The sequence below is a fragment of the Okeania sp. SIO3I5 genome (assembly GCF_010672085.1).
In the GTDB taxonomy this organism is placed as follows: domain Bacteria; phylum Cyanobacteriota; class Cyanobacteriia; order Cyanobacteriales; family Microcoleaceae; genus Trichodesmium.
The window spans coordinates 1-26,610 of sequence record NZ_JAAHHT010000090.1; the positions used below are offsets into that span (position 1 = coordinate 1).

The following is a 26,610-nucleotide window of genomic DNA, read 5'->3' on the forward strand; positions in this document are numbered from 1 at the left end:
GCCAATCAGTATTTCCAACCTCTTGATTACAAAAGCTACTGAAAAAGCTGATAACTGAAATGATCTGTGACACGAGTTAATAACTCAAAGATGAGAGCTGACCGCTGAATGCTTATCTATTAATAATGAAGAATTTTACCTTTTTGGAGTTAAAAAAACTACCAGATTGTTAGTCTAAAACTCTGAAAAAATTAGCATTTTGAGCAGAGAAAGACTGAAAAATTAATCTAAGAATTCTGCCAATCAGTATTTCCAACCTCTTGATTACAAAAGCTACTGAAAAAGCTGATAACTGAAATGATCTGTGACACGAGTTAATAACTCAAAGATGAGAGCTGACCGCTGAATGCTTATCTATTAATAATCAAGAATTTCACATTTTTGGAATTGAAAAAACTACCAGATTGTTAGTCTAAAACTCTGAAAAAATTAGCATTTTGAGCAGAGAAAGACTGAAAAATTAATCTAATAATTCTGCTGGAATTTGAAACTATTTGTTATATCTTTAAAGTGAATTGGTATAAGTATTCAGCTATCAGCTCAATTTTTGAAAAAATCAAGAAAAAAATTAGCAGTAGGTTGAGCCTACCTGGCAAAACCTAGTGGATCATTTCATCTGAAAAGTGCTGTAGGAAGTAGGGAAGTAGGGAAGTAGGGAAGTAGGGAAGTAGGGGAGAAAGATTGTTGTTGGGTTTCGTCCCTCAACCCAACCTACATCTAATTAGCTAATGAGCAATTACAACTAAATTAACTCAAACGTTATAGATAATGATAATATCAAGACGTTCATATAGTTTTCTTGACTTAATAAGTAGAAATGTCTCCAGAACAATTTTCATCATCCAGTGTTTGGCGTACCAGAATTAAGACTTACTTCAAACTTATGGATGTGGATAAAAATGGGGTTTTAACTCTCTCCGACTTTGAAGAAATTGCAAATCGTTTAATTCAACTTCAAAATGATTCATCAATGAATGAAAAAATTCGCGAGATGTGTTATTCTCTGTTTCAAAATTTTATGGCTGGAGGAGGACCAGTTGATAGTAACACTCGAATTAGTGAAGAAGATTTGATTGCTAATGCTGCACAGGCCGTATCATTATCATTAGTTGAATCACCAGATCAAAAATATGAAGTAGCTAGATATAAAAACGAGCTTTTCTTCGATATTATTGACACCGATCATTCTGGGGAAATATCTCGCGAAGAGTACCGAAAGTACCTAGCAATATATACCGGAATAGAAAAACCTGACCAAGCTGACCAAGCTTTTGATAGCATTGACTCAGATAAGTCAGGTTCAATTAGTCGTGAGGAGTTTATCGAAGCTCATAGACGCTACTGGTTTGAAATTGGAGGTGATAAAGATAATTCTCCTCTTCCTTATGGACAGTTACTCGATTCATAGAACTTTAGTAATGGTCGACGAGTAGAGGTTTTGGTCGGAATATTTATCTAAAAAAGAAGTTATACCGACCTGCCTAACTACCTCTATAGAACTACTCAAGTTTTTTCACAAGTGTTTTGTCACAGATTATTTCGAGTTTCTGGAAGAATGAAAAAAGCAAATTTAAAAGTTAATATCTCAACTAAAAGTAGGTTGGGTTCAAGAATGAAACCCAACACTATATATAGTGGCGTTTAAATTCCAAATATCTACTGGTTAAGCAGTACCGATTTTAGTTAACTTGCTTCTTAGATAGCCACCTAAAAAAAATCAATATAGCTTCCTTCTTACTTTCCTCGACTACAAAGCAGTTAACCTATCAAACTACGAGAACATCAAGGGAGAGAAATTAGTCATTTATCTTTAGAGAAATTCAAGCGATCGCCTTTCCCGTCAAAATTCCCTTAACTACCCAACATTTTCATTCTCTGAAGCTCCCAAAAACTGACGCCAGAAAAAAATAAAGCTTGCATCCTCAAACTAACTCTGATAGTATTATGTTAGTGGGGTTAACTCGTCCATAAGCTAGACTTTTTATTCAACAGTAAACACTAAAAATATCAAGCGATTGCTCAACTAACCCTTTTAAAAGTCATAAACATAATCAAAGTAAAAGAACAAGCTAACCTCTTGTCAAGCCAAACCAAACCAATAAACTTATTTAAGGCTTCAACAAAACCTTATAATCCCATAAATCTCAGAATCTACCACTAAATCTTTCAAATTTTAAACTAGCTCCGACCCCAAAATTAAATACCAAGAATTAAACATTCAAATATCTATCCCCGAAAAGAGGGGATAAAATATTTCACTTAATTACTTAATTAGAGAAGTTATTACCCAACTCCAACTGAATATTTTCTACTTTTAGATGGCGACCAATTAAAACCAACTTAGTTTGTCTAACTTCCTGTTTTTTCCAGAGACGGTCATAAAAATAATCAAAGCGATCGCCTACCCCCTGCAAAACTAAACGCATAGATTTATTTGGCACTGCCACAAAACCTTTAATCCGATAAATCTCATAATTTGCCACTAAATCTTTCAACTTTTCAACTAACTCCTTCGGTTCAAACTCTTGCTCCAAAATTAAATTTACAGAATTAATTTCATCATCATGTTCGTGTTCTTCCTCCGTATCATGGTGACTAGGACGAGAATCCAAATTATCCTCAACAGCAGCATTAAAACCCAACAATAAATCTGGATTAATTTCTCCTCCGATACAAGGAACTATTTTCACAGTTTGAGGCAACTGTTCCTTTAACCAATTTTGCACTTTATTAGAAATAGCTTTATCCACCATATCAACCTTAGTCAATAACACCAAATCTGCACAAGCTAACTGGTCTTCAAATAACTCCTCAATAGGAGTTTCATGGTCTAAATTTGGGTCAGCTTGACGTTGAGCTTCCAAAGCATCAATATCACCAACCAAACTACCATTTGCCACCGCCTCACAATCAACAACAGTAACAACTCCATCCACCGTAGCAGAAGTCTTAATTTGCGGCCAACGAAATGCTTGTACCAAAGGTTTTGGTAATGCTAACCCAGAAGTTTCTATTAAAATAGAATCAATTTTTTCTCGACGTTTTAATAGTTCTTGCATAGTCGGAAAAAATTCCTCTTGTACCGTACAGCAAAGACAACCATTTGTTAGTTCAAAAATATTATTATTAACATCTTCCTCATCACAAACTTGACAGGAACGTAACAACTCTCCATCTATACCAACTTCGCCAAATTCATTTACCAAAACTGCAATGCGACGACCTTGATTATTTTGTAATAAATGGCGAATTGTCGTAGTTTTACCACTACCGAGAAAACCTGTAATTACAGTAACTGGAATTTTAGCACTCATAATTTTATTATTTTAGGGAATAGGGAATAGGGAACAGAAAAGAAGAAAAAAACTGTACTTCATAAATTTGGGAAATGCTATAGCAATCCTATTTAGGTTGTAATATTTTTCTAGTATTAGTTAACCTTGTAAAGGCGATCAACTCAAATTAATTATTATAAAAATTGTCACTACCAATTTAGGATTGCTATATATATTTCTTAAGTCTCTGCAAAAGTTAACGGTGGAACTCTTGCCAAAACACCTTTTTTTAGTTTTTCAGGTCGTTCTGACCAAGACAATAACCCATCAGGTTGAGAATAATAAAGACTTGCAAATTCTAATAATGCTGCTGACACTTCAGACAAAGTTTCAGTTTGATAAGGTATATCTCCAAATACATAAGTATGCTTACCAGGAGCAGCAAAAGAAACAGCACAAAAGTGACTACAAGCACTCATACATTCCACTGGTTTGATAGAAAAGTTATTACTTAATTGCCAATTTTTATGCTGTTGAGAAAGTTGTTTCAGTAGTTTTTCTCCCCCACTAATACCTTGTCTTTTTCCATCTTGCCAAACACTTGCACAAGTAGTACAAACAAATAGAATATGTGGCGTTGACATTTCGTTTTTTTTGATAAAATTTATAGGATAAATTGAATAGTTTGACAGCCATTATTATGAATAAATTAGCCAGGTAAAAACAGGTAAAAATTTTAGGTTTTATTGTTGCTCTGGAATGTACCTGACTAATTTGAAAAACGTTGTTTTAGCCTAAGATAGCACTTGTAAAAAACACCACTCCAATAGCACTTATAGCTAAACCTAAAAAACGCATTAACGAAAAGAATTGATTTTCCCAATAACTACTCACTAATTCCGCACACTTCATTGCCAATAATGCTATAAAAAATTGAACAGCAGTAAAACCTATCAAATATGCTAATAATGGTGTCATTTCTACACCAATAATTGCTTCTCCATAAGCATAACCATGGAATATACCAGCAACCCCAGCAAACATAATTAGTAGAGAAGTCTTTAGGGTTGGTTTCAAAACTAACATTGCACCAAAACCAACTACTGAAAGGGCGATCGCTATTTCTGTCAAAGGCAGATCGATACTGAGAAGATGAATACCTGTTCCTAGCATTGCTGTAGCGAGAAAAGATGCTAGTATTAATATACCATTAGGGATTTTTGCTGCTATTAATCCCACTGCTACTACGAAAGCCAAATGATCGATACCAATTATGGGATGTCCCATTCCAGAAAGTAAACCTTCCCAAAAATTAGCTGGCGTTTTTCCTCCCATTGGATGGTGAGCCATTGCTGATTTTATGGTGCTGAAGAAAATTAAACTTGTACAAGTAAGTATTAGAATAGACCTAATTGTCTTAAACTGATTACCCAACTTACTTTTTCTAGGCTCACTATGTTTATATACCATCCATACCTCGCAGATGTATTGATTATTTTTCTTAAATGTAGGCGGGCATTCTGGCTTAATAAATTTAAGATTTTACATTTCAAAAATTTCAAATCTTAAATCATCTTACAGTTGCGGGACAGCGTTGGATTTACACCAAACTTTCCCCCTTGCCTCTAACGACTGACCCCCGTTAGAACCCACATAGGGTTATAAATATATCACAAAATTTCTCATGTAAGTCAAGTCAGTTTGAATTTTTACAAAAATTTCAACATTTTATTCTTAAAAAATATTTTCAAGCTAGCAGATCAACATCTAAATCCAGACTAGCCAGAAAACTAATACATTTTGAGTAGGTAGGTAAAACAGCCTTCAAATTAGTAACGTATACACTACATAAGTCAGAATCTGAAAGTCTCTTCAGATAAGAAATAAATTATATAGCACTCGAAGCAAAGATTAGGACATTTCTAAATCCTGTTTGCGGAGCATTTCCCTATAAGAAAAACCCTTGTGCCTGTTTACTATTCCCTATTCCCTATTCCCGCTTCGCGTAGCGCTATACCAGTAAATGGACATAAAAAATGTTAATACTAAGAATTAGAAAATCAAGCCATAAACCAGTTTTTATAAAATTTTCAGCCTTTTGAATCCAAATTGCTATTTTATAGATAATTAAATCATTCGATCTATTTTTATTGAATTTTATTTAAAATTAGAATGCCTAAAATTATCTTATATAATTTAAGATAGAGGTAAAAATTATACAATCAAACATAAAAAATAACTACAGGAGTAGTACGAAAACACTCATCCTCAAATAATCACGACTTAACCCCTTCACAAACGAAGATAACCATAACCAAGGAAAAAAACAAATATGTCCAGATACGATTCTCACCTTAAATGCTCATTTTGTGGCAAGTCCCAAGATCAAGTCCGCAAATTAATAGCAGGTCCAGGTGTTTATATTTGCGATGAATGCGTAGAACTTTGTAACGAGATATTAGAAGAAGAATTATTTCAGTCTAACAAAAATAACGCTTCGGCTAGTCTAATGGAGCCACAATCAGAAAATAAAAAGCATTTAGATAAGAGTACAATTCCTTTAGAAAAAGTTCCCAAACCTACGGAAATTAAGCAATATTTAGATGCTCATGTAATTGGACAACACCAGGCTAAAAAAGTGCTGTCAGTCGCAGTATACAATCACTACAAACGTCTGAGTTGTCAAACAAAAAATAATTCCCAGAAGAGTGTTGACTCTGATGTAGAATTACAAAAATCTAATATTCTCTTGATGGGTCCGACAGGTTGTGGCAAGACTCTATTAGCTCAAACTTTAGCAGAACTACTAGATGTACCATTTGCAGTAGCAGATGCAACTACCCTTACCGAAGCTGGTTATGTAGGAGATGATGTAGAAAATATTTTGTTAAGATTATTGCAAGTAGCAGATTTGGATATAGAAGCTGCTCAAAGAGGAATTATATATATAGATGAAATAGATAAAATTGCCCGTAAAAGTGAAAATACTTCTATCACGCGAGATGTATCTGGAGAAGGCGTACAACAAGCTTTATTAAAAATATTGGAGGGGACAGTAGTAAATGTTCCCCCACAAGGTGGGCGTAAACATCCCTATCAAGATTTTATTCAGCTTGATACTAGCTCAATTTTGTTTATTTGTGGTGGTGCTTTTGTAGGTCTGGAAAAAATTGTTGAACAACGACAGGGAAAAAAATCGTTGGGTTTTATTCAGAACGAAAATATTAATCAAGGTAGTATAGCTTTACCATCAAAAGAAAAACGGAATATTAATATACTGAAAAATTTAGAACCAGATGATTTAGTAAAGTTTGGTTTAATTCCAGAGTTTATTGGAAGAATGCCAGTTTTAACAGTAATTGACCCATTAGATGAAACTGCATTAATGAAAATATTAACCGAACCACAGAATGCTTTGGTTAAGCAGTATCAAAAATTATTAAAGATGGATAATGTCAAGTTAGAATTTGAAAACGAAGCTCTCACGGCGATCGCTCAAGAAGCATATAGACGTAAAACAGGAGCTAGAGCATTACGAGGTATTTTAGAAGAATTAATGTTAGATGTTATGTACGAATTACCATCCCGTGAAGATGTTACCCGCTGCAGTATCACTAAAGAAATGGTAGAAAAACGTTCTACTGCTGAGTTATTATGGCATCCTACATGGCATAAAAAACATGAGTCGGCTTAGAGCTAATTTACAAAGTAAATATTAAAAGGCTGAATTTCTTGCTCTACTTACGCTTAGCGAGCTATCGTCGAGTAATCACAAACTTACTAAAAGCTAGTTCAATAATTAATAATTAATAATTAATAATTACCTCTTCTTATAAAGAAGAGGATTGGCTAAAAGGAATTTTTTTTTCTTCCCTTGACTGCTTTTTTCTCCATGAATGGAGAGGCTTTATACCTTGATTTTCCGGTAATGTAAGACTTTCAGCTAAGTTTACAAATCAATTCTTAGAAATATAGAAAAAAAGGGCATCACAACAAATATCTTGTGATGCCTAACTATGTCTAATTAGGGCTTGCTGATTAAATATAAAAGTATTGACAGGTAAATGTTCTAGCATTTTTGAGTCCTTAAAAAGTACCAACTTTTTGGCGGTAAAAGCTCAAAAAGCTACTATTTTGGGATGATTATGGCAGAAAAATTGAGGGACAATTTTTCCAACTATATCCTCATAAAATTCCCATTTCTCCTGACTACTGACTACTGACTACTGACTACTAGAAACAGCAAAAATACTTTTTCAGCAAACCCTAATTATTTTCATACTGCCAACTCCCACTAAGCTAGAACGTATTTTAAATGCCTATTAGCAAGAATGAGCGAACTCATACCAATTCCTAAGAAGCGATCGCCACTAAGCTGTCCAAAATTAACTGACCAAAGACTTGTTCCATTTCTGTTGCTATACGTCCATAATCTCCTTCATAAGGTGTCGTTTCACCCCGATGCTTAATTAAGGACTGTAGAACTGTCACTGCGTGTTTTTCAAACTGTGTTGCTCGCCAGAACAAAGCAGCAGTTTCCATATCCCAGGCACTCTTTTTCTGGGTACTGCTTTCTAAGGTATTAATCAAACTTTTAACATTATCAGTTTTTTCACCGATTAGTTCAGGGTAATTATAGGCGTGATAATCTTCGACATGATGGCAAATCATTAATTGTACTGGGCAAGACAGTAATTCTGCCTGATGCCGAAGACTTTCCACGAGTAAGGGAGAAGCAAAAAGACTCTTTCCCCATTGTGAAGCAGAAATACCCGAATCGCGCATCAAGCCATAAAGGTTATTAACTTCATCAATGATATTAATGTCTCTAAGATTATCTGGAGTTACATATCGATCATTAGAGCCGTAACGAAGAATATAGTGAGCCTCAGCAGCATACATTTCCAGAAAGGCAAAGCCAGAGCCACCAGCACCCATTGGTACACTGGCAACAAACATATCATGCCCCTGATAACTACCTGTGTAGATAACTATGCCCCAACTATCAGTATGCAATTGAGCCTCTGGGAAATAACGGTTAACCAGACGCTGAGTACGTTGAGGATTGGAGCAAACAATACCTATTGCTGAGAGAGGTTTCTTGATAATGACGTTTTCATATCTGGTGAATTTCATGGGGATACATTAACTTTTTATACGTAGACTTCACAGGTTGCGAAGCAGAACTGATGGAGGTAGTAGAAACTGATGCCAAGCCGAAAACAGCATTGATAGTTCATTAGCAATTATTGACAATATTTTCGGGAATATTTGATTCAAAACGTTCCTAGAAAACCTATACGAGGTTCACAAAACATAATTCACAAACGGCTTTGTTGTATGAAAACATATAGTTACCGCACAATAGCCTAGCATATGTACTTCATACTTCTACAACTATTGTCCAATAAATAAATCAAACATCAATCTTTGACAAAAAAAGGGCTGAAACTTTTACCTGTAAAGGCTTTGATGCGTTTAACTATTGGCCAATAAATGGTAGCGCATCAATCTATAGAAAGAGGGTGATATAGCTGCCACTAGGTTCACCTTTCATGTCGGATCTGACAACCGAAAAGCGGAACGGATTTTCTATGGCTACTTTCATGCAACAAAGCCTTCACAAACTAGAAAAACTTTTTCGGAAAGCCAAGTAGAGACGTTTCATAAAAAGTTTCTATATTATTTTTTACAATATCTACTTATAATAAATTCCTGCTTGCTCAAACCGACGTAATGCTTCTCCCAAACGTTCGCACTCAGCAATTAAACTAATCCTTACATAACCCTCACCACCACTACCAAAAGCATTTCCAGGAGTTACCACTACTCCAGTCTTTTGCAAAACAGATAAAGCAAAATCAGTCGAACCTATTCCTGGCGGACAAGGAACCCATAAATACATAGTTGCCAGAGTTTTTCGCACATTCCAACCTAACTCCCCTAAACCTTGAATCAGAAAATCTCGACGTTGGCGATAACGTTCTTGAACCTCATATAAATATTCATCTGGTAATTGCAGAGCAGTCTTAGCTGCTGACTGCAAAGCACTAAACACACCATAATCCAAATTCGTTTTCAAAGTCCGTAACCCTTGAATAACATGAGAGTTACCCACAACAAAACCTATGCGCCAACCAGCCATATTATAAGTTTTCGACATAGTGTGAAACTCAACACCAATATCTTTTCCTCCAGGAATTTCTAACAAACTGGTAGGTTGATAACCATCAAAAGCCAACTCAGCATAACATAAGTCGTGAACTAGCAAAATCTCATACTTTTTGGCAAAAGCAACAATATCCTCAAAAAATTCTCGTGGAGCTACAGCACCAGTGGGATTACTAGGATAATTAAAAAAGAAAACTTTTGCCTGCTGTGCAACACTATCAGGAATATCTCCCAGATCGATAATCCAATCATTTTCCGGTTTCAGCAAAATACTATGAACCTTACCACCAGCAATTAAAGGACCTCGAAAATGTGCGGGATAGGCAGGATTAGGTGCTAAAACTAAATCTCCTGGATTTATATATGCCAAAGCTAAATGAGTCAAACCCTCTTTAGAACCCAAAAGTGGTAAAGCTTCTCCATCAGGATCAAGCTCTACACCATAACGACGAAAATACCAATCAGTAATTGCTTTGCGGAAACTAGCAGTACCCTCAAAAGGTGGATAACCATGATTAGCAGTATCTTGTAAAGCATTAATGGCAGCTTCGACAACGGGTTGAGGAGTCGCCCCATCGGGGTTGCCCATTCCCAAATCAATTAAATCTAATCCTTGTTCGCGGGCGCGAGCTTTTAGTTCATCTAAACGAGCAAAAACGTAAGGTGGTAGTGCTTGTACCCTGTCTGCTGGGTTAATCGAATACATATATTATTCAGTTATCAGTTATCAGTTATCAGTTATCAGTACCTCAAATCTAAGTTCTAGAATTTGTGGTAGTATCAACATCTAAATTACTTGGAAAATTTTGTTTCTCTAGCTCCATTGGGACAGTTGTAGAAACCATTGCTGCTACTAATTGCTCTGGAACTACTTTAAATGGTAGTTGATGAATATTAGAATTTGGATTACAAGCAACTTCAGCAGCATGGCATAATTCAGATAAAGTGATTTCTTTCAAGCCTAAGTCACTTAAACTTTTTGGTAAACCAATCTGATTGTAGAATTTTAACAGTTGTTGTCTGGCAGTTACAGCTAATTGATTGTTTTGTACCATTTCTTCTAACCTTAGCTGAACTAATATACCATAAGCAACTTTTTCTCCATGTAATGTGCCATGACTGGCAGACAAATGAGTTAGACCATTATGAATAGCATGGGCAGCTACAGTCCGACATTGTGTGCCGGCCATATCCCCAATTAAACCTGCTAATAATACTGTTGCATCTACGACTTCTTGCCAGGTTTCACCTCCTGGTTCTTCCAGGGCAGCAGTTGATTTTTGAAAGAGGATATCTCTTAATACTCTGGCTTGTTGGACCGCAGCAATAATCATTGTTTGCTCTAAGTGGCCACTGCTAACTGAGGCTTCATACCATTTAGCGATCGCATCTCCAATACCAGCTATTAAAGTCCGGAGAGGCCCAGTTTGAATAATCCCATAATCCAGAATGAGCAATTCTGGACATCTAGCTAAAGTCACATCATATAAGAAAGCGCCTTGGTCTGAGTAGACATTTGATAATGCTGACCAAGCTGCACAAGTAGCTGCTGAGGTGGGAATGGTGATTATGGGTAAATTACATTGGTAAGCTAGGAGTTTGGCTGTATCGAGAGCTTTGCCACCACCAATACCAATTATTAGGTCTGCTTTTTGGTTGGCTACAGTTTGACGAAGATTGGCCAAGCTTGCTTCACTACAATCTGAGCCATAGTTAGCCTGGGTAAATTTTAAGTTATGGCTTTGTAGTAAAGCTTGGAGATAGGGTTGGATAATGTTCAGAGAGCGATCGCCTCCAACTATCAGGGGATTATTGCCTAGACGGGCGATCGCCTCTCCTGATTTGGCCAGAGCATTTTTCCCTCGAATAATTTGGGCTGGAGCGATATTTAGGGATAATAAAGTTGTGGCTGGTTGGGAAATATTGCTAAATTTAATCATGGCAACTAAGGCACTTATTCGAGTCAATTTTATTGAGTATAGGCAACTATTGTTATATTTGTCAGGTTTTCTCGAAAAATTTTAATAATTTTTTTCTAGATTAAAGTTTATACTAAAAATTCTGAATATTGTGATTGTCAACTATGTAAAATATAATTATTTTGTACGAGTAGGATGGGTGTATATTTTTTTAACTAGCTATTAGCTATCAGCCTAGATAATTGTGGATTGATAGAGATGTCTGGCAAGCGAAGCATTCTGGAACGGAAAATCTTGGGTTTAAATCCCTGATTCTAAAAGTCCGTTAATTTTAGGAGAGGTTTAAATCCCCTTCTAAGAATCTAAATGGGTTCACAATGTTTGGGGAGCATTCCAGAAAGGAAAGATTAAATACTTTTTAATTTTTGAAATTTCAGTAATTAGGATAAGCATCTACACAAAATTAATTACATATTCTTTTACCAAGTTTTCCAGCACTTTTTTGAGATATTTTTTAAATCTACTTCAGCTTTCATAGACAGTAATTTCAATCCATTCATACTTCATAGTCACATAAATTTTTCAAGATAATTTAACTTTTATAAATATTTGTTAGTTTGAGCAGATATTTGTTTTTATTAAATACCTTTTGATGTTATAGCTAAGAAAGAATTGGTTAGGACATGGACTGATGATGAATCTTAGAGTAGGAAACACTTTTCCAACTGTTCCCAGTTAAGTGTTCCCTGTTCCCTGCTATAAAAAGTGAAGTGAGGATATGTTTTTTAGCAAATTTTCTGAACAAATATAAAAGGGATCAAAGAAAAAACTTTCTTTTAGCCAATTCGTAAGCATTCAGCTATTAGCTTTCAGCTCTAAGCTTTTTAATAAATGGAGCAAGCATGAGCTTTTACTCATACTTTTAATTCTTTTAAATCACGAAGATGCCAATCCCTGCTCTCAAGAGAATGAAATTGATAGCTGAATGCTGACTGCTGAATGCTTACGCCAGTCCTTATATTACAGAAAATGTAATTATTAATTGTTAATTATTAACTAATCAAATTTAGGAGCTAAAGAAAATGAAAGGTTCATTTGCTAAATACGCCCAAGAAAGCAGTACAGAAGTAACATTTTATTATATAGATGGTCACACAGAAACCTTCAATTTGCCCATTAATGCACAACAATTTCAAGTTCAATTACAACAATTACTAAAACAGCCTTGGATTACCTTTCATTTAATAGATCAAACAGTTTGTATTTCTACTGAAAAAGTTATGAAAATTGAAATTAAACCACCTATAAATCAAATGCAAGGAGAAGGAGTATTTGCTAATTCTCAGAGAATAACTGCTTTACAGCGTAACGCTGGTAGATAATCAATAATTTAATAGCTAAATGCTTACAAAACATATAAGCATTTATGCCGAAAAATCAAGGTTAAGAAATCAAACTTTCTGTATAACTATATTATTGATAATAAGTCAGTTAGTTAGAGACTTTTCTGTTGGACTAAAGCTGAATTTATAGAAAATCTGAAAAAATCTTTTTTAGTTGCCCTTGAATTTATTCAGCATGGCATCTTACAGTAGTTTTCAAGTTGATGAGATACAAAATTATGGGACAGTAGAGACTAGGAAATCGGGAAAAGAAATTAATATTAAAACTTTACTTCGCTATTTGCACATACATAGTGCGGTCAAACTTAATAGCTCTAATTAGTAACTGTTTACTGCTAACTAAATACAGGTCAATAATTTTATATATAATTACTTACCCTAGTCGTATTAGATAGTAAAATTAGATAGAGGGTGTATTGAGAGTAACTTAAATTTCTGCAAAAATCATGGATATTACAAGATGTTTAAGGATAATAAAAAAATATTGGGTTCACAAAAGCCGATAACTCCTGATGTTCAAAAAAGTAAATTCGACCAACGTGCTCCTCAAAGAATTCTCAGTCTTAGTCCTGGTACTAGGGTGGGTTGGTTGCGTACAATTTTATTTGTTTTTCTAGATGCGATTGTAGTATCTATTTGTTGGAAAACTGCTCAGTGGATTAGTAATAATTTCAATATTTTCTCAGCAATTCCATCTTTTGATTTAGTCGGAAATTCTGTGGATCGACCAGGATTTTTACTATCAATTTTACTGATTACATTAAATAGTATTGCTGCTGCTGGATTGTATGGGGAGCGCGAAAGTCGTCGTCAATATTTTAAGTTAATTAAAAGTCTTACTTTTGCCCAAGTAATTATACTATTCCTAGCTTTCCTTTATGAACCAGAAGCAATTTTTTCTCGTTCTACTTTTTTACTTGCATGGTTATTTAATCTGATATTTGTACTAGCAGGTCGTTTAATTCTAGAAGGAAATATTACAAATATTCGTAGACGAGGGAAATTACCTAAAAAAATTTTTTTAGTGGGTACTGCTCAAGATACTTTAGTGGCAAAAATTGCTCTGAAATTAGTCGGTAATAAAGAATATAAAATCTTAGGGCAAATAGATTTATCTATCAAAGAAAATTTGCATCGCTGGCAAAAGATTTTAGAAGATATATCTCAACAAAAAGTGGGAGAAATTTTTGTCTGTTCTTGGGAATCAATACCAAACTACATGGATTTTTACTGGAGTCTTAAAACTGCGGGCATTCATTTGCGGGTATTACCTGTAGGCTTAAATATTCCCAGCCAAGTTCCCAAGATCGATATGATTGGCGGTATGCCGACAATTATATTTAGCCCTCCAATGATTATTGGCAGCGACTATTGGCTTAAGCGTAGCTTCGATCTAGTTTTATCTACCTTAGTTCTCATTTTCGCTATTCCTCTTTTTTTACTAATTGCAATCTTAATCAAATTAGATTCCCCAGGACCTATATTTTATCAACAAACACGAGTAGGTCTCAGATGCCGTCATTTCAAGCTCTGGAAATTCCGCACCATGGTAAGAAACGCAGAGCAATTGCACAAAAAACTTGAGGAACAAAACGAAATTAAAGGGGGGGTGTTGTTTAAAATGAAAGACGATCCCCGCATCACCAAGATTGGGAAGTTTCTACGTCGTTCTAGTTTGGACGAACTCCCTCAACTATTTAATGTTCTGATGGGGCAAATGAGCTTGGTTGGTCCTCGTCCTTTAGCACTTCGAGATTTTGAAGGACTTTCAGAGCATCACTTAATTCGCCATAACGTTATGCCAGGAATTACAGGTTTGTGGCAAGTTTCTGGTCGCTCAAATATTATTGATTTTGAGAATGCTTTTCGTTTGGATATGATGTACATCAATAACTGGTCTTTAGCCCTTGATTTTATGATTTTGCTCAAGACAATTAAAGTAGTATTATTCCCTGATGGAGCATATTAACCGTAAAGGATTTCTTGCTGAGGTTGTGGCAAATTTGTGGGGTCAAATTGGCGCAACTTTAACATCTGCAAGATTATTAGCCAAATATAATAAGGACCTAAAAGCAGATAGCGTTTCCAAAGGCGTTTCGGTTCTTGGATAAGTCTATAAGACCACTCCAAACCTAGAGCTTGCATTTTTTTTGGTGCTTTGGACAAGAATCCGGCATGGAAATCAAAAGCCGCTCCAACAGCTAACAGTGGCATTGATAGGGCTTCACGATACTCATAAGCCCATACCTCTTGGCGCGGACAACCCAAACCCACAAAAGTAATAGCTGCCCCGCTGTCGCGTATCTCCTTAGCAATTTCAAGCTTTTCTTCTGGAGAAACTTTTCTAAACTTAGAAGGTTGAGTTCCAGCTATGACAAGGTTGGGATAGCGATCGCTTAACCTCTTCAATAAAGCCTCCAAAACCTCCGGTCTGCTACCATAAAAATAAATCGGCAACCCTTCAGCAGCCGCCTGCTCACACAACAGCAAAGTTAAGTTAGGACCAGTAACGGGTTTTTTGAGCTTAGTTTTGTACATCAAGTTCATAGCCCATCTTACTGGTTGACCGTCGGGACAAACCAGATCGAAATGATTGAGACGATACCGATGGGTAGGGTCTTGTACCCCCGTCATCACTCCATGAACGGCCAATGCAGAAACAGCCATCGGTTGTTTGGCCTTAGCTGCTTCAATAATTTTGAACACAGCTGCTTCGTAATCAAGGGCATTCACCAATACGCCAGCAATATTTTTTTTTCCCCCATCAATCATTTATGTTTCCCCCTCTTTCAACCAACGCTCTTTATTAAACTCGTAAATTTCTTTGAGAATTTCTTTAACATCGTATTTCATCTTCCAGTTAGGATAGTGGCTGCTAAATTTGCCATTATCACTAATCCACCAAATATGATCCCCAATACGATTAGCTTCAGCATAAGTGGAATTTAACTTCTGCCCCGCAATCTCCTGACACATTTGGGTAGCCTCCAACATCGAACAGTTACTATGTCGTCCGCCACCAGTATTGTAAACTTCGGCCACCCGTGGGGCTTGAAAAAATTCATAAAACGCTTTAATCAAATCCTCGCTGTGAATATTGTCCCGGACTTGTTTTCCCTTATAACCATAAATAGTATAAGGTTTGCCTGTCACTGTACATTTCATTAAATAGGCTAAAAACCCATGTAATTGAGTGCCAGAATGGTTTGGCCCTGTCAGACATCCCCCACGAAAACAAGCCGTAGGCATATTAAAATAGCGTCCGTATTCCTGTACCAGAACATCAGCAGCAACTTTAGATGCCCCAAACAAACTGTGCAGGCAATTATCTATGGACATATCCTCACGAATGCCAGGTTCATAAGTATGGCCTTGTTCGATTTCCCAGCGAGTTTCTAATTCTACCAGAGGCAAGCGGTTGGGGGTATCACCGTAAACTTTATTAGTTGAAGTAAAAATAAAAGGTGCTTCTGGAGCATAATTGCGAGTAGCATCCAGAAGATTTAAAGTGCCATTGGCGTTAACAGTAAAATCCATTTGCGGATCTTTAGCAGCCCAATCGTGGGAAGGTTGGGCTGCAGTATGAATGATTAATTTTAGGTTGGAATTGTATTCTTGAAAAGTCTTATTTATTGCTTCCGTATCTCGAATATCAATATTGAGATGGCGATATTTTCCAGCTAAAGATTTTTCTAATCTTTCTCGGTTCCAGGATGTCGAAGCATCTTTTCCAAAAAAGACTTGGCGCATATTATTGTCAATTCCTACAATATCTAAGCCTTTTTCAGCAAAGAATTTAGAAGCTTCCGAACCAATTAAGCCTGCTGAACCGGTAATAATAGCAACGCTCACTCTCTTCTCCTTATTGTTTAAAAACTTTGGCTATTTTCAAGTAGTAGAAATCAAAAATGCACCCTTATTTATTATTTATTAACTAAATTTTGATAAATTCTCATAAGTTGACGATAGTTTTCTTCTGGGGTATATTTAGCTTCAAACTCAGCCCTGGCCTTCCTACGCATTTGCATCAGTTCTTCAGGATGAGTATGAGCATATTCTATCTGTCTAATTAAATCTTGTCGATCCCCCGGGCGAAACAACAAGCCAGTGTGGCCTGATTCAACTAATTCAGCGATCGCTCCAATATTAGCAGCAATTACAGGAGTTCCTTTAGCAAAAGCCTCAACTGCCACCCGCCCAAAAGTTTCATACCATTCTGAAGAAAAAATTAGAAACTTCGCTTCTCCCATAAGTTCGTAGACTTCTGGCAAGGGACGTCGCCCCAACCATTCCACTTCAGGAATTCTCAAAGCTGCTTCTTGCACCATTTCTGCTAAAGGTCCATCACCCACAATCTTTAGAGGAATCTTTTCTTGTAAAAGCTCCCATGCTCCTAAAACAGTATCAAGTCCTTTTTCCCTGGAAAGCCGACCAACAAACAGAGCATAACCACCACTACCCGCACCAGGGCCAGGGTCAGACAAAACAAAGTTAGGCTTAACAACAATCTTGTTAGATGGCAAACCCCCCTCAATCAACTTCTGGGATGCAAACTCTGTCAAAGTAATGTAAACATCCACCATTTTTTCCCAAGTGGCCATAATCCGGTGTACTGTCAGCATTGCGGCCACTACAGCAGTGGTAGGCCTACTATCTCGATAACAAGCGTGAAGCACCCCAGGCCAAGGAACAAACTTGCCCAAACAATCCTCGCAAACCCTCCCTTCTCGGAAAAACTGAGAATTGGGACATAGCAGGCGGTAGTTTCGGATAGTCTGAACTACAGGTACTCCTTCTGCTTTTGCAGCATAATACACTGAAGGAGAGATTAAGGGAAAAAAATTCTGGACATGAATCAGATCGTAATTGCCCTTTCTCAAGAGATTTCTGACAGTTTTATAACTTTCCACTGACCAAATAGTTCTGAAGGCAAGCTGCAGTTTGCCCAAGGTAGGGACACGCTTGTTATTTTCTTCATAAACATCAACATGATGTCCTTTTGCTCGAAGCAAACGCTCTTCTGTCTCCCGAGACTCATCTTCTCCACCACGAATTTGATAGAGATTATGTATGCTTAGAATCCGCATAATTGCATCCAATAATCGTGTTTTATTTACTCATATTAGAGCTAGCTAATATTTGTTTATACTCTTCTAATGCCGTACTAGCAATTTGCTGCCAATGCAAATTTTCCAGTACATAACGTCTTCCTGCCATACCCATTTCCTGCCACTCCGAACGACATTCTAAAAGTTTCTCCAAGCCATTTTTTATACTAACTATTTCTGACTTGACAACTACACCACAACCACTTAAGCTAACGTGTGGTGCAATTCCTCCAACCTCAGAAACTAATAAAACTCTACCAGCTAGCATTGCTTCTAATGCAGACAACCCAAAACCTTCAAAACGTGAAGGAAGGCAAAATATATCGTAGTTAATAATTATTGAACTAGGAGAAACCCGAAAATCTGGTTTTAAAAAAGATAATTTTTCTGAAATGCCAAGTTTTTCCCCCTTCTTTTCGAGCATTTTTCTGTCTCCCCAATCCGGTCCTTGAATCGTCAGATGAGCATCTATATTTTTTTCTATAACAATTTGAGCAAAGGCTTCCAATAGTAGATCGAGTCCTTTATTATAATAATCTATTCGACCTAAAAATAATAGTTTGGGAGGACTATTTTTCCGCCACTGCAATTTTGACTCGGGTAAAACATCTTCAGGATGAAAGCCATTGGGGACTTCGATAACAGGTGTCTTAATCCTCAAGCGACGTAAAAATTCCCCGTGACGAATATCTAATACTTGTATGGCTTTTGCTTGCCTCAACATAGAGCTTTCGAGAAGATACCAGTAAGGCCATTTCAAGTGTGCATTTTTGCTAAAAATAGAAGGATGATAGGGGTCGTGAGGGCAGGCCAAATAAGGAATTTGCAACTTTTTTAAAAAACGAGACAAAACATAAACGCTAGGATGAAATACAGCGTTAAGAATTACCAAATCTGAGGGATATTGTTCGATGTAAAGCTTTAATTTATTTGACACAAAAAAAAGCTTGTCATTCTTTAATTTATTAGCAAAACATCGAATTTCAACTCCTTTATCGGTTTGACAATAACTATCTCGATCGCCTTCACAGAAAATAGTTACTTTAACCCCACATTCTTGTAAGCCATCAGCCAGACCATCTACAGCTTTACTTATGCCTCTATCTAAGGGTTTGCCATTTGGTGGGAATACTTTCACATAAAAATAAATACGCATCAATCATTGTTACTTTGAGGATTTTTCTTGGATTTCCTGATAAATATCAGCTAATAATTTCCCTTTAGATTCCCAATTATATAGCTCTTTAATTCTACTTTGAGCAGCTAATCCCATACGAAGTCGTAGTTCTGCTTCCTTAGATAAACAAGTCATAGCATCAGCTAATTTACTTACCGTATCAATTATTTCATTAGCAGCTACTTTGAAGCCAGTCTCTTCAGTCACCATAGTAGCTGGTCCTCCCAAGTCTAGACAAACCACTGGAAGACTGGATGCCATTGCCTCCAAGCAAACAAATCCTCCTGAATCGTGCAGACTGGGATGAACCAGCACGTGGCACTCTCCTAGCTTATTTAAAGTTTCCTGCCGTGGAAGCTTTCCCCAAAATGTGACTTGAGAGCTAATCCCTAATTTTTCTACCTGTTGTTCAAGTCGTTTTCGTTCGGGGCCATCACCGACAATCCAATATTCTGCTTCGTTTAGTTTGGCCGAAGCAAATGCCTCCAAACCAAGATTAAACCCCTTCCAGTGTAAAAGACGTCCAATACTTATGAACCTAATTGGAAAATCCGGCGCACTGGGTAAATTTCCAAGTTGCTCTATTTCTTGGTAATTTAGCCCGCATTGTCCAACAACCTCAACTTTTCTAACATTGAGAACCTGCAAGCGTGCTGCCGTTTCTTTAGTAGTAGCCAATGCTAAAACGCTGTGTTTGGCTGTTTGATGCACAAACCAGTCGCGTTCTGCCACCCAACGAGCTATGTCTCGCAGTGTTTCGTAAGTCTTTTGCCGAAGGGTAAAAGCTTGCCAGAAAGTCTGTGGTGTTGATTCTCCCCCTCCTACTGGTCCCCAAATAAAGGGAACAGGAAGTAAGGCAATGAAGCTTGGAGACCAATACTTAACGTAGGTTACATGGTGCATCAAGTCAAAGTTAATCTCGCGGTGCAGTTTTTTAACTACGAAGTAGATTCCTATTTGCCAGAGGTAGTAGTGTAGTTGCACCCCTCGCAGTTCTTTGTTCCACCATGTGGCCCAAGATGGAAAGTCATAATATACAAATTGGAGATTAGGATTGGGGTGTTTGGCTAGTTCTGCTTCAATACTGGGACGATTATCTTCTCTAGTTATGGCCCAAATCTGATGATATTTGGTCATTTGCTGGACTACGTTCCAGCCAACTCCAGGCTCAGACCCCTCGTTAGGCCGGCAAGCGTAGGTAGACAGAAGGACTCTCATAAGTAACTTACCTTTTTACAAAATAAAGAAGGTCTTTAAGAAATGGGGTTTACTTGGAAAAACTTATTGCATTGGTGCTAAATAAGCTAGGGTCTGTCATCAATTAGAGGTTAAACGCTTTGTCAGTCAAAGTTTTTAGCGTCTGAAGTATTTCTTGACCTAGCATCCCAAAACTCTTGCCATGTATATCTTTCAGATTTAATTGATGACACGCTCTAGCAACTATCGTATAAATTCCAAAATTAGCTCCTCCATCTACAAACACCTTTCCAGGTGAAAGAACTTGCTCCAAATAAGCTAACTCTGGTTCGTAGTCTTCTCGCAGAACAAAAACCCCTGTAGACCCTGCCGCTGTAAACTTGGGAGGTAAGAAAAAATTGCATCCCCACTTCTGTAATTTTATAGTTTTTGGAATTCCTAACTGACAATTTACTGCCCAATAGAACAGACGCCAAATTGTTTCTAATGGCGCTTTTTTAAATGCTGCATGACCTTTGAGATAATTCCATTTTGCTCTGAGGTACTTGAAGTCTAAGTTATCTATCATTGTTAAATATGAAAATCTAGAATGCAAAAGAGCTTTAACTCAAAAACAATAAATCTAGCATGAGACTTTGGAGGTTACAAATATTTTTTGCCAAAGAGTTGAATGCATGCCATGATTGTGCGGAAAACTAACTAGATAAAATCTAGTTTAAAAGTTGAGGCATTTTGGGAAGAGAATTTTCAGCAAAAGAGCAACCCAATCACTATTTATTCTCTCGTAGAAAGTTAGATGTCAATTCTATCATCCATCGAGCTATTTTCACCCCAAACAACAATGACCCTAAAACATTTCCATACTTTTCCGTATGGTAGAAGAACCTACTAGGCATGTAATATGGAGATTTTTTAGTCCAAAATAAGCTCTTGAATGCTGCTACAGGGGTAACATTCGGTTTTATATAGTTTTTAACTTTATGAACTTGACGAACAGGACCTACAAGATTAACCTTTACATCCCCTAAAATACAAGCTTTAAATCCAGAACGAGTTGCCTTTAAGGTATATGTATCATCTCCCGAATACTGTGGAAACCTCTTGGCATTTGGTGGTCCTATTTTGCTGAAAACTGACCTGGGAATTACCGTACACCAGCCACACATTCCCTCAACAAATATTTTTTCACCAGGACTAGCAGAATAAGTTTTTCTCCCCCTAAAACCATTATCTTCTATTTTTTTTTCGTCAAGGTTATAGCAGGTCGGACTTACAATTGTATCAGGATTTTTGCTGGCAAATTCTATTAAGAATGGTAAGGTATTTACCTCCGGCAAAGAATCATCATTTAGCCAAATAAAGTATTCTGCACCCTTTTCGTAAGCATATTCCATTCCTGTAGTGATCGCTCCTGTCCACCACAAATCTCCATCTCCGGGCAATACTATTACATCTGGATATTGAGCGTTAATCTCTTCGGTAGTTCCATCTGTGGAACCATCATCTATTACTACAATATGATATTTTTGGCGATCGCCTGTTTTTGTCAGATTTTCAAGACACCCAAGGGTCAGATGCTTGCGATTATGAACTGGTATGATGATATAAACCGATTCTTTTTCTTCAAAGTTTGACATACCTACCAATTTTTAACAACAATAATTAAGTAATCTGCACCCGATTGAGAATCAGTCTAGCCCAAATTTACTATATAAGAGACTGTCTCTAAAAGGAATATTAAATCCAGGCGTAGGGTTGATTAGGTGATAATAACTATGAATCGTAGCCAAAATTTAAGTTGACGCCATAATCCACCCAACATTAAGCACTTTAAAAGTCTTCATCTTTAGTTGACAAACACTCTCTAAGAGTTTCAGGATTTTAGGAAAGAAAACATTATAAACCTTTACTGACAAAGATTTTCGCCATTTTTATGTTTGATTCCCAACAACTCTAATGAATCAGACTTTCCCGATTAATTAGTTAAAAAATACGTTTTATTTCCTCCTATATTATCAGAATACCCATTGGCAACAAATTACAGAAAGATTTTTTTCGCTCAAACAAAAAGGTTAATTTTCTTGCAACTATGGCATCCCATTCCCTAACTAACTCTCCTCAAATATAAAGAGTTGCCTGCAAATTTAAAATTTTCATAGGTACAAATAGATTGACATTTTTCCTTCAAAATATTTGAATTTCTAGTCATAAAGTAAATTGGTATAGTAACATTAAATTTTGAGTTAAACTGCATAAAAAGCTCTAAGTAATATTGTTCGTTCCAAAACCTTTTTTCTTTCACATACCAACTAAGAGGATAATGGTATGGTGAAAAAATATCGTGTATGTGAATATTGACTCCTGGTTTAATTTGAGGATAAATTTCTTCAAATAAATATTCTACATCACTACCGAATTTATAAACATGACTACTATCTACAAACAAAAAATCGGATTCATCTAGAGATAAAAATGTTTCCTTAGAAACGTTTTGTAAGCTGTCGCGAATATTAACAAATTTAACTCCTTCAATTTCTTGAAATTCAAAACGATTGTAAGGATCGATTGAAATAAATTCTGTAATTAATTGGGTTTCTTGATAATTTTTAGAAATAGCTGAAACGAATACAGAGGTGGAAGAGCCTTGTCCAATTTCAATTATTCGTTTTGGTTTCCAATCTCGGATTAAACAATATAAAGCAATTGCATCAACCCCTGAAAAGTAATAATTCTTTTCTTTATAACCATATTTTGTGGATGTTTCGTAGAATTCATAACCCCATTTCTCAAGCATGGATACAATCTCTGCCTCTGCCTTGGGTAAAACTTTTTCTAAAAACGGTAAATTTCGAGGTTTATCGTGATATTTTTTATGTATTTCTTTAGTATTGGGAATTATCTCATAAAAGTGGTCTCCTACAACATGAAAACCTAGAGACTGAAATAAATTAAAGAGCTTTCTAGCTACATACCGTTGACCGCCATTTTTTTCATTAAGTAATTTATAAATTTTCTCTTTTGAAAGAAACGCCATAGATTTATCCTTATGTTTGATCAAATTACTGACTTACTTCATCAATCTTTATTGACAAAAAACTCGTTAGTCTAACAAGAACTTAAAAAATCCTCGTACAATTTTATATAAGCTTGGACTTAAACTTCGAGGGTAAATTCTTGTTCCACTTTTCCTCGCGATCGCCTGTTTTTGTGAGATTTTCAAGACACCCAAGGGTCAGATGCTTGCGATTATGAACTGGTATGATTATATAAACCGATTCTTTTTCTTCAAAGTTTGACACGCCCTACCAATTTTAACAAAAAAAATTAAGTAATTAGCACCCCATTGAGCATCAGTCTAACTCAAATTTACTATTTACCGCAACTATAGTTTTCTGGTGGAGAAGCAAATACCGATGTTTGTTCTTGACCAGTTAATTCTTGCCATTTCTTAAAATCTTCTCTATCTCTATTTCTTACACTAATCTGAAATACTTGCTAATTGTCTCGACTGTACCAAATATTACCATCTGATACTAAATTATTTACCAAGCCTTGTTCGTTAGGTTGAAGAAATAATTAACATCTGGTCAACTTTTTCCCCAACAATCATATTATTTCTTATTATTTCTTAAAACTCAATATCAGGAAGTAAATATATATATTTTTCTCCTGTTTCCCTTAAGGATAACAATCTTATAGAGATAAAAATGTCTCCTTAGAAACGTTTTGTAAGCTGTCGCGAATATTAACAAATTTCACTCCTTCAATTTCTTGAAATTCAAAACGATTGTAAGGATCGATGGAAATAAATTCTGTAATTAATTGGGTTTCTTGATAATTTTTAGAAATAGCTGAAACGAATACAGAGGTGGAAGAGCCTTGTCCAATTTCAATTATTCGTTTTGGTTTCTAATCTCGGATTAAACAATATAAAGCAATTGCATCAACCCCTGAAAAGTAGTAATTCTTTTCTTTATAACCATATTTTGTGGATGTTTCGTAGAATTCATAACCCCATTTCTCAAGGATAGATACAATCTCTGCCTCTCTCTGCCTTGGGTAAAACTTCTGCTAAAAACGGCAAATTTCGAGGTTCATCGTGATGTTTTTTATGTATTTCTTTAGTATTGGGAATTATCTCATAAAAGTGGTCTCCTACAACATGAAAACCTAGAGACTGAAATAGATTAAAGAGCTTTCTAGCTACATACCTTTGACCCGAATTTTTTTCATTAAGTAATTTATAAATTTTCTCTTTTGAAAGAAACGCCATAGATTTCTATTTGATAAAATTACTGAGTTAGTTAATCAATCTTTATTGATAAAGGATTATATACAAAAGGCTTTCTCATCTAGGGAGAATTGAAAATCTCTTCATACAATTTTTCTTGATGATAATAATAGTTAGTTTGCGTTAAACATATTTTTAGACAAAAAAGCCTTTTAGTCAATTTCATAATTTACCTTTAGTTTTCTGAATTATTTTCAAAGCCACAACTTATCAAAAACAACTCAAATACAATGGTAAGCATTCAGCCGTCAGCTAGTCGTTGCTTACATAATTTTATGCATCTGTTAACGAAGTTACGACCCAGGAGGCTAACTGACTGCTAATAACTGAATGCTTACATACAATCTAATTTACCTTGAGGTTTAGCAAATACAGATTCCTTGTCTAAACCAACTATTGATTGCCATTCCTGAAGGCTTTTAGCTTTTTCTCTGTTGTCTCTAATCTGAAATGAATTGGGAGTATCAGGATTGTACCAAGTATTATTTTTACTAATCCAACTACCTGTAAACGCTTGCCAACTTGGCTGCAAATAAATTAAAAGTTGACTAGCATTTTCACTAATTATTTTGTTATTTTTTAAAACCCAATTATCATTATTCAGGAAATATTTCTCTTCTGTATAACCATCTGTAATTTGACGTTTCTTATTTACATAAACTTTAATTTGGGAACGTTCATTTCCACATATTAAATTGTTTTCTAAAGTAACATGACTGGCATTGGAACCAATTATACCGGGATGATGAAATGCATCATTAGGGTCGGCACGGTTGCGACAAATCTTGCTATTAGTTACTAAAATATTATAGCTTGTTTCTATGTACAAACCTGTCTGAAAATTATTACATATCTGCGATCTATCAATCCAGACATTGATATTATCTGAATCCAACCAAAGTCCAGAGGCCATATTGCCTACTGCTTTGTATCTACGAAACGTTACATTTCGTAAGAAGAAAAACTTCTGACCTGCATCCCAACCATAAAAGCCACCCCAATTACCCCGCCAGTTATTATAAGAGCTTTCGACATCTTCATAAAGAGCATTTCTTAATTTATAACCGGCTATTCCCCTTTCACCATTGTAGTTGGCAGTGACTTTTCTAACTATAGCATTTTGGCAATCATAAAGATATAAACCTTGCCAATTATTCCATAAAAACTGACTATTTTCGACTAATATATTGTCACCAGAACTAATTAAAACTGCTGAATCTCTAAAAAAATTTGAAGTAGCGTGTTGAAAAGTGATGCCTCTAATAACCACATTACTAATTCCTTTGCTATAAAAAAGAGTGTTACGAGTGCCTACTTCAATAGTACTGTTTTCCATATCTGTTCCTGATTCAGGATAGATATAAATTTTTTCTGCCTCTTCAGATATGTAAAAATTCCCTTCTTTTAGTTTATTGAATGAAAGTTTTTGCTTTAACAATTTGCCGTTAACAAAAACTATTTCTTTTCGGCGCACAATTGGCTTTACCTCTATATCTTTTGCCCAAGGATTTTCGCCTACTTTCCATTTATAGGGCCAATTATGGGTATATATTTTTGAGTTTGGCTCTTGAGTCCAATTTTTCCAGATATCTGAACCAGAAATGATTACTTTTCCTGGTTCCTTAGCTTCAAATATTATGGGGGCGTTCTGTTTTTTATCTTCAATAAAAAAATTTACACTTTCTCGATAAATTCCAGGATAAATTATTACCTTTGTACCGAGATTATTTTGATAGTTTTGTTTAGCAATTTCAGTGGCTTTAGTTAAGGTTATTAGTGGTAATTCTTCTGTTCCTGGATTACTATCTGAAGCTTTAATATTCTGGGGATTAATATATATAATTTGACTGACTAATTCTTCATCTACTGGATTGTTATTTTCTGGTTCATATTTAACAAAGTCTTTAACAAATTCATAATTATTTAGGACAGTATCCGAACTTATTTGATTTTGATGATTAGTAAAAATATGATTTAATATTCCAGTAATAATTACTGTAGTTAATATGCTACAGACAATCAATAAAAAATATTTTTTTAAGTTTATCATCCAACTTTTTGTCACAGAT

The 26,610-nt window shown here is 35.8% G+C and carries 20 protein-coding genes and 1 riboswitch; of the genes, 4 read left to right on the forward strand and 16 right to left on the reverse strand.

The features are described from left to right. The first annotated feature begins 817 nt into the window (after window positions 1–817). Complete coding sequence (locus F6K40_RS19975) at window positions 818–1,408, forward strand: EF-hand domain-containing protein (RefSeq protein WP_293138857.1); 591 nt, start codon at window positions 818–820, stop codon at window positions 1,406–1,408. 859 nt (window positions 1,409–2,267) lie between these two features. Here the strand turns inward: F6K40_RS19975 and cobW are convergent. The 3 genes from cobW to F6K40_RS19990 all read right to left on the reverse strand — a co-directional run bounded on the left by cobW (window position 2,268) and on the right by F6K40_RS19990 (window position 4,745). Continuing rightward, the gene (cobW, locus tag F6K40_RS19980; RefSeq protein ID WP_293138858.1) at window positions 2,268–3,314 is read right to left on the reverse strand and encodes a cobalamin biosynthesis protein CobW; all 1,047 of its coding nucleotides are present in this window, start codon (window positions 3,312–3,314) and stop codon (window positions 2,268–2,270) included. Between the two features lie 200 nt (window positions 3,315–3,514). After that, window positions 3,515–3,919 (reverse strand): DUF1636 domain-containing protein, encoded by a 405-nt coding sequence (locus F6K40_RS19985; protein WP_293138859.1) that lies wholly within the window; start codon window positions 3,917–3,919, stop codon window positions 3,515–3,517. A gap of 145 nt (window positions 3,920–4,064) precedes the next feature. Next, the gene (locus tag F6K40_RS19990; RefSeq protein ID WP_293138860.1) at window positions 4,065–4,745 is read right to left on the reverse strand and encodes a HupE/UreJ family protein; all 681 of its coding nucleotides are present in this window, start codon (window positions 4,743–4,745) and stop codon (window positions 4,065–4,067) included. Between the two features lie 23 nt (window positions 4,746–4,768). Beyond that, a riboswitch (cobalamin riboswitch) is annotated at window positions 4,769–4,943 on the reverse strand. A gap of 664 nt (window positions 4,944–5,607) precedes the next feature. On the opposite strand from F6K40_RS19990, the gene clpX reads away from it, so the two are divergent. Beyond that, entirely contained in the window at window positions 5,608–6,969 is a 1,362-nt protein-coding gene (gene clpX / locus F6K40_RS19995; RefSeq protein ID WP_293138861.1) for an ATP-dependent protease ATP-binding subunit ClpX, read from the forward strand. 659 nt (window positions 6,970–7,628) lie between these two features. Here clpX and F6K40_RS20000 read toward each other — a convergent pair. The 3 genes from F6K40_RS20000 to F6K40_RS20010 form a co-directional block, all read right to left on the reverse strand. Continuing rightward, the gene (locus tag F6K40_RS20000) at window positions 7,629–8,411 is read right to left on the reverse strand and encodes a nucleoside phosphorylase-I family protein (RefSeq protein WP_293138862.1); all 783 of its coding nucleotides are present in this window, start codon (window positions 8,409–8,411) and stop codon (window positions 7,629–7,631) included. Between the two features lie 562 nt (window positions 8,412–8,973). After that, window positions 8,974–10,152, reverse strand: a complete 1,179-nt coding sequence (locus F6K40_RS20005) for an aspartate aminotransferase (protein ID WP_293138863.1) — start codon at window positions 10,150–10,152, stop codon at window positions 8,974–8,976. Between the two features lie 49 nt (window positions 10,153–10,201). Continuing rightward, complete coding sequence (locus F6K40_RS20010; protein WP_293138881.1) at window positions 10,202–11,386, reverse strand: iron-containing alcohol dehydrogenase family protein; 1,185 nt, start codon at window positions 11,384–11,386, stop codon at window positions 10,202–10,204. A 1,061-nt stretch (window positions 11,387–12,447) separates the two neighbouring features. Between F6K40_RS20010 and F6K40_RS20015 the strand changes: the two genes are divergently transcribed. Together F6K40_RS20015 and F6K40_RS20020 are read left to right on the forward strand one after the other, a co-directional pair. Further along, a complete protein-coding gene (locus tag F6K40_RS20015; RefSeq protein ID WP_293138864.1) occupies window positions 12,448–12,747 on the forward strand; it encodes a hypothetical protein in 300 nt (99 codons plus the stop codon). A gap of 481 nt (window positions 12,748–13,228) precedes the next feature. Continuing rightward, window positions 13,229–14,737 carry a sugar transferase gene (locus F6K40_RS20020; RefSeq protein WP_293138865.1) on the forward strand — a complete coding sequence of 503 codons (1,509 nt, stop codon included), beginning with the start codon at window positions 13,229–13,231 and terminating at the stop codon, window positions 14,735–14,737. Here the strand turns inward: F6K40_RS20020 and F6K40_RS20025 are convergent. From F6K40_RS20025 to F6K40_RS20070, 10 genes are all read right to left on the reverse strand, one after another. Then, window positions 14,734–15,540, reverse strand: coding sequence for a WecB/TagA/CpsF family glycosyltransferase (locus tag F6K40_RS20025; RefSeq protein WP_293138866.1), 807 nt, complete (start codon window positions 15,538–15,540; stop codon window positions 14,734–14,736). The genes F6K40_RS20020 and F6K40_RS20025 overlap by 4 nt on opposite strands. Beyond that, entirely contained in the window at window positions 15,541–16,620 is a 1,080-nt protein-coding gene (locus F6K40_RS20030) for an NAD-dependent epimerase/dehydratase family protein (RefSeq protein ID WP_293138867.1), read from the reverse strand. A 71-nt stretch (window positions 16,621–16,691) separates the two neighbouring features. Further along, a complete protein-coding gene (locus F6K40_RS20035) occupies window positions 16,692–17,855 on the reverse strand; it encodes a glycosyltransferase family 4 protein (protein ID WP_293138868.1) in 1,164 nt (387 codons plus the stop codon). 22 nt (window positions 17,856–17,877) lie between these two features. Then, the gene (locus F6K40_RS20040) at window positions 17,878–19,032 is read right to left on the reverse strand and encodes a glycosyltransferase (protein ID WP_293138869.1); all 1,155 of its coding nucleotides are present in this window, start codon (window positions 19,030–19,032) and stop codon (window positions 17,878–17,880) included. Between the two features lie 9 nt (window positions 19,033–19,041). Continuing rightward, window positions 19,042–20,190: a glycosyltransferase family 4 protein gene (locus F6K40_RS20045; protein WP_365672123.1), complete on the reverse strand. Its 1,149-nt coding sequence runs from the start codon at window positions 20,188–20,190 to the stop codon at window positions 19,042–19,044. A gap of 184 nt (window positions 20,191–20,374) precedes the next feature. Beyond that, window positions 20,375–20,818, reverse strand: coding sequence for a hypothetical protein (locus F6K40_RS20050; RefSeq protein ID WP_293138871.1), 444 nt, complete (start codon window positions 20,816–20,818; stop codon window positions 20,375–20,377). A 202-nt stretch (window positions 20,819–21,020) separates the two neighbouring features. Beyond that, complete coding sequence (locus F6K40_RS20055) at window positions 21,021–21,887, reverse strand: glycosyltransferase family 2 protein (protein WP_293138872.1); 867 nt, start codon at window positions 21,885–21,887, stop codon at window positions 21,021–21,023. Window positions 21,888–22,354: 467 nt separating this feature from the next. Next, window positions 22,355–23,308, reverse strand: coding sequence for a class I SAM-dependent methyltransferase (locus tag F6K40_RS20060; RefSeq protein ID WP_293138873.1), 954 nt, complete (start codon window positions 23,306–23,308; stop codon window positions 22,355–22,357). Window positions 23,309–24,271: 963 nt separating this feature from the next. Then, complete coding sequence (locus F6K40_RS20065) at window positions 24,272–24,523, reverse strand: hypothetical protein (RefSeq protein ID WP_293138874.1); 252 nt, start codon at window positions 24,521–24,523, stop codon at window positions 24,272–24,274. A 352-nt stretch (window positions 24,524–24,875) separates the two neighbouring features. Beyond that, window positions 24,876–26,591 carry a right-handed parallel beta-helix repeat-containing protein gene (locus F6K40_RS20070; protein WP_293138875.1) on the reverse strand — a complete coding sequence of 572 codons (1,716 nt, stop codon included), beginning with the start codon at window positions 26,589–26,591 and terminating at the stop codon, window positions 24,876–24,878. Between the last annotated feature and the right edge of the window lie 19 nt (window positions 26,592–26,610).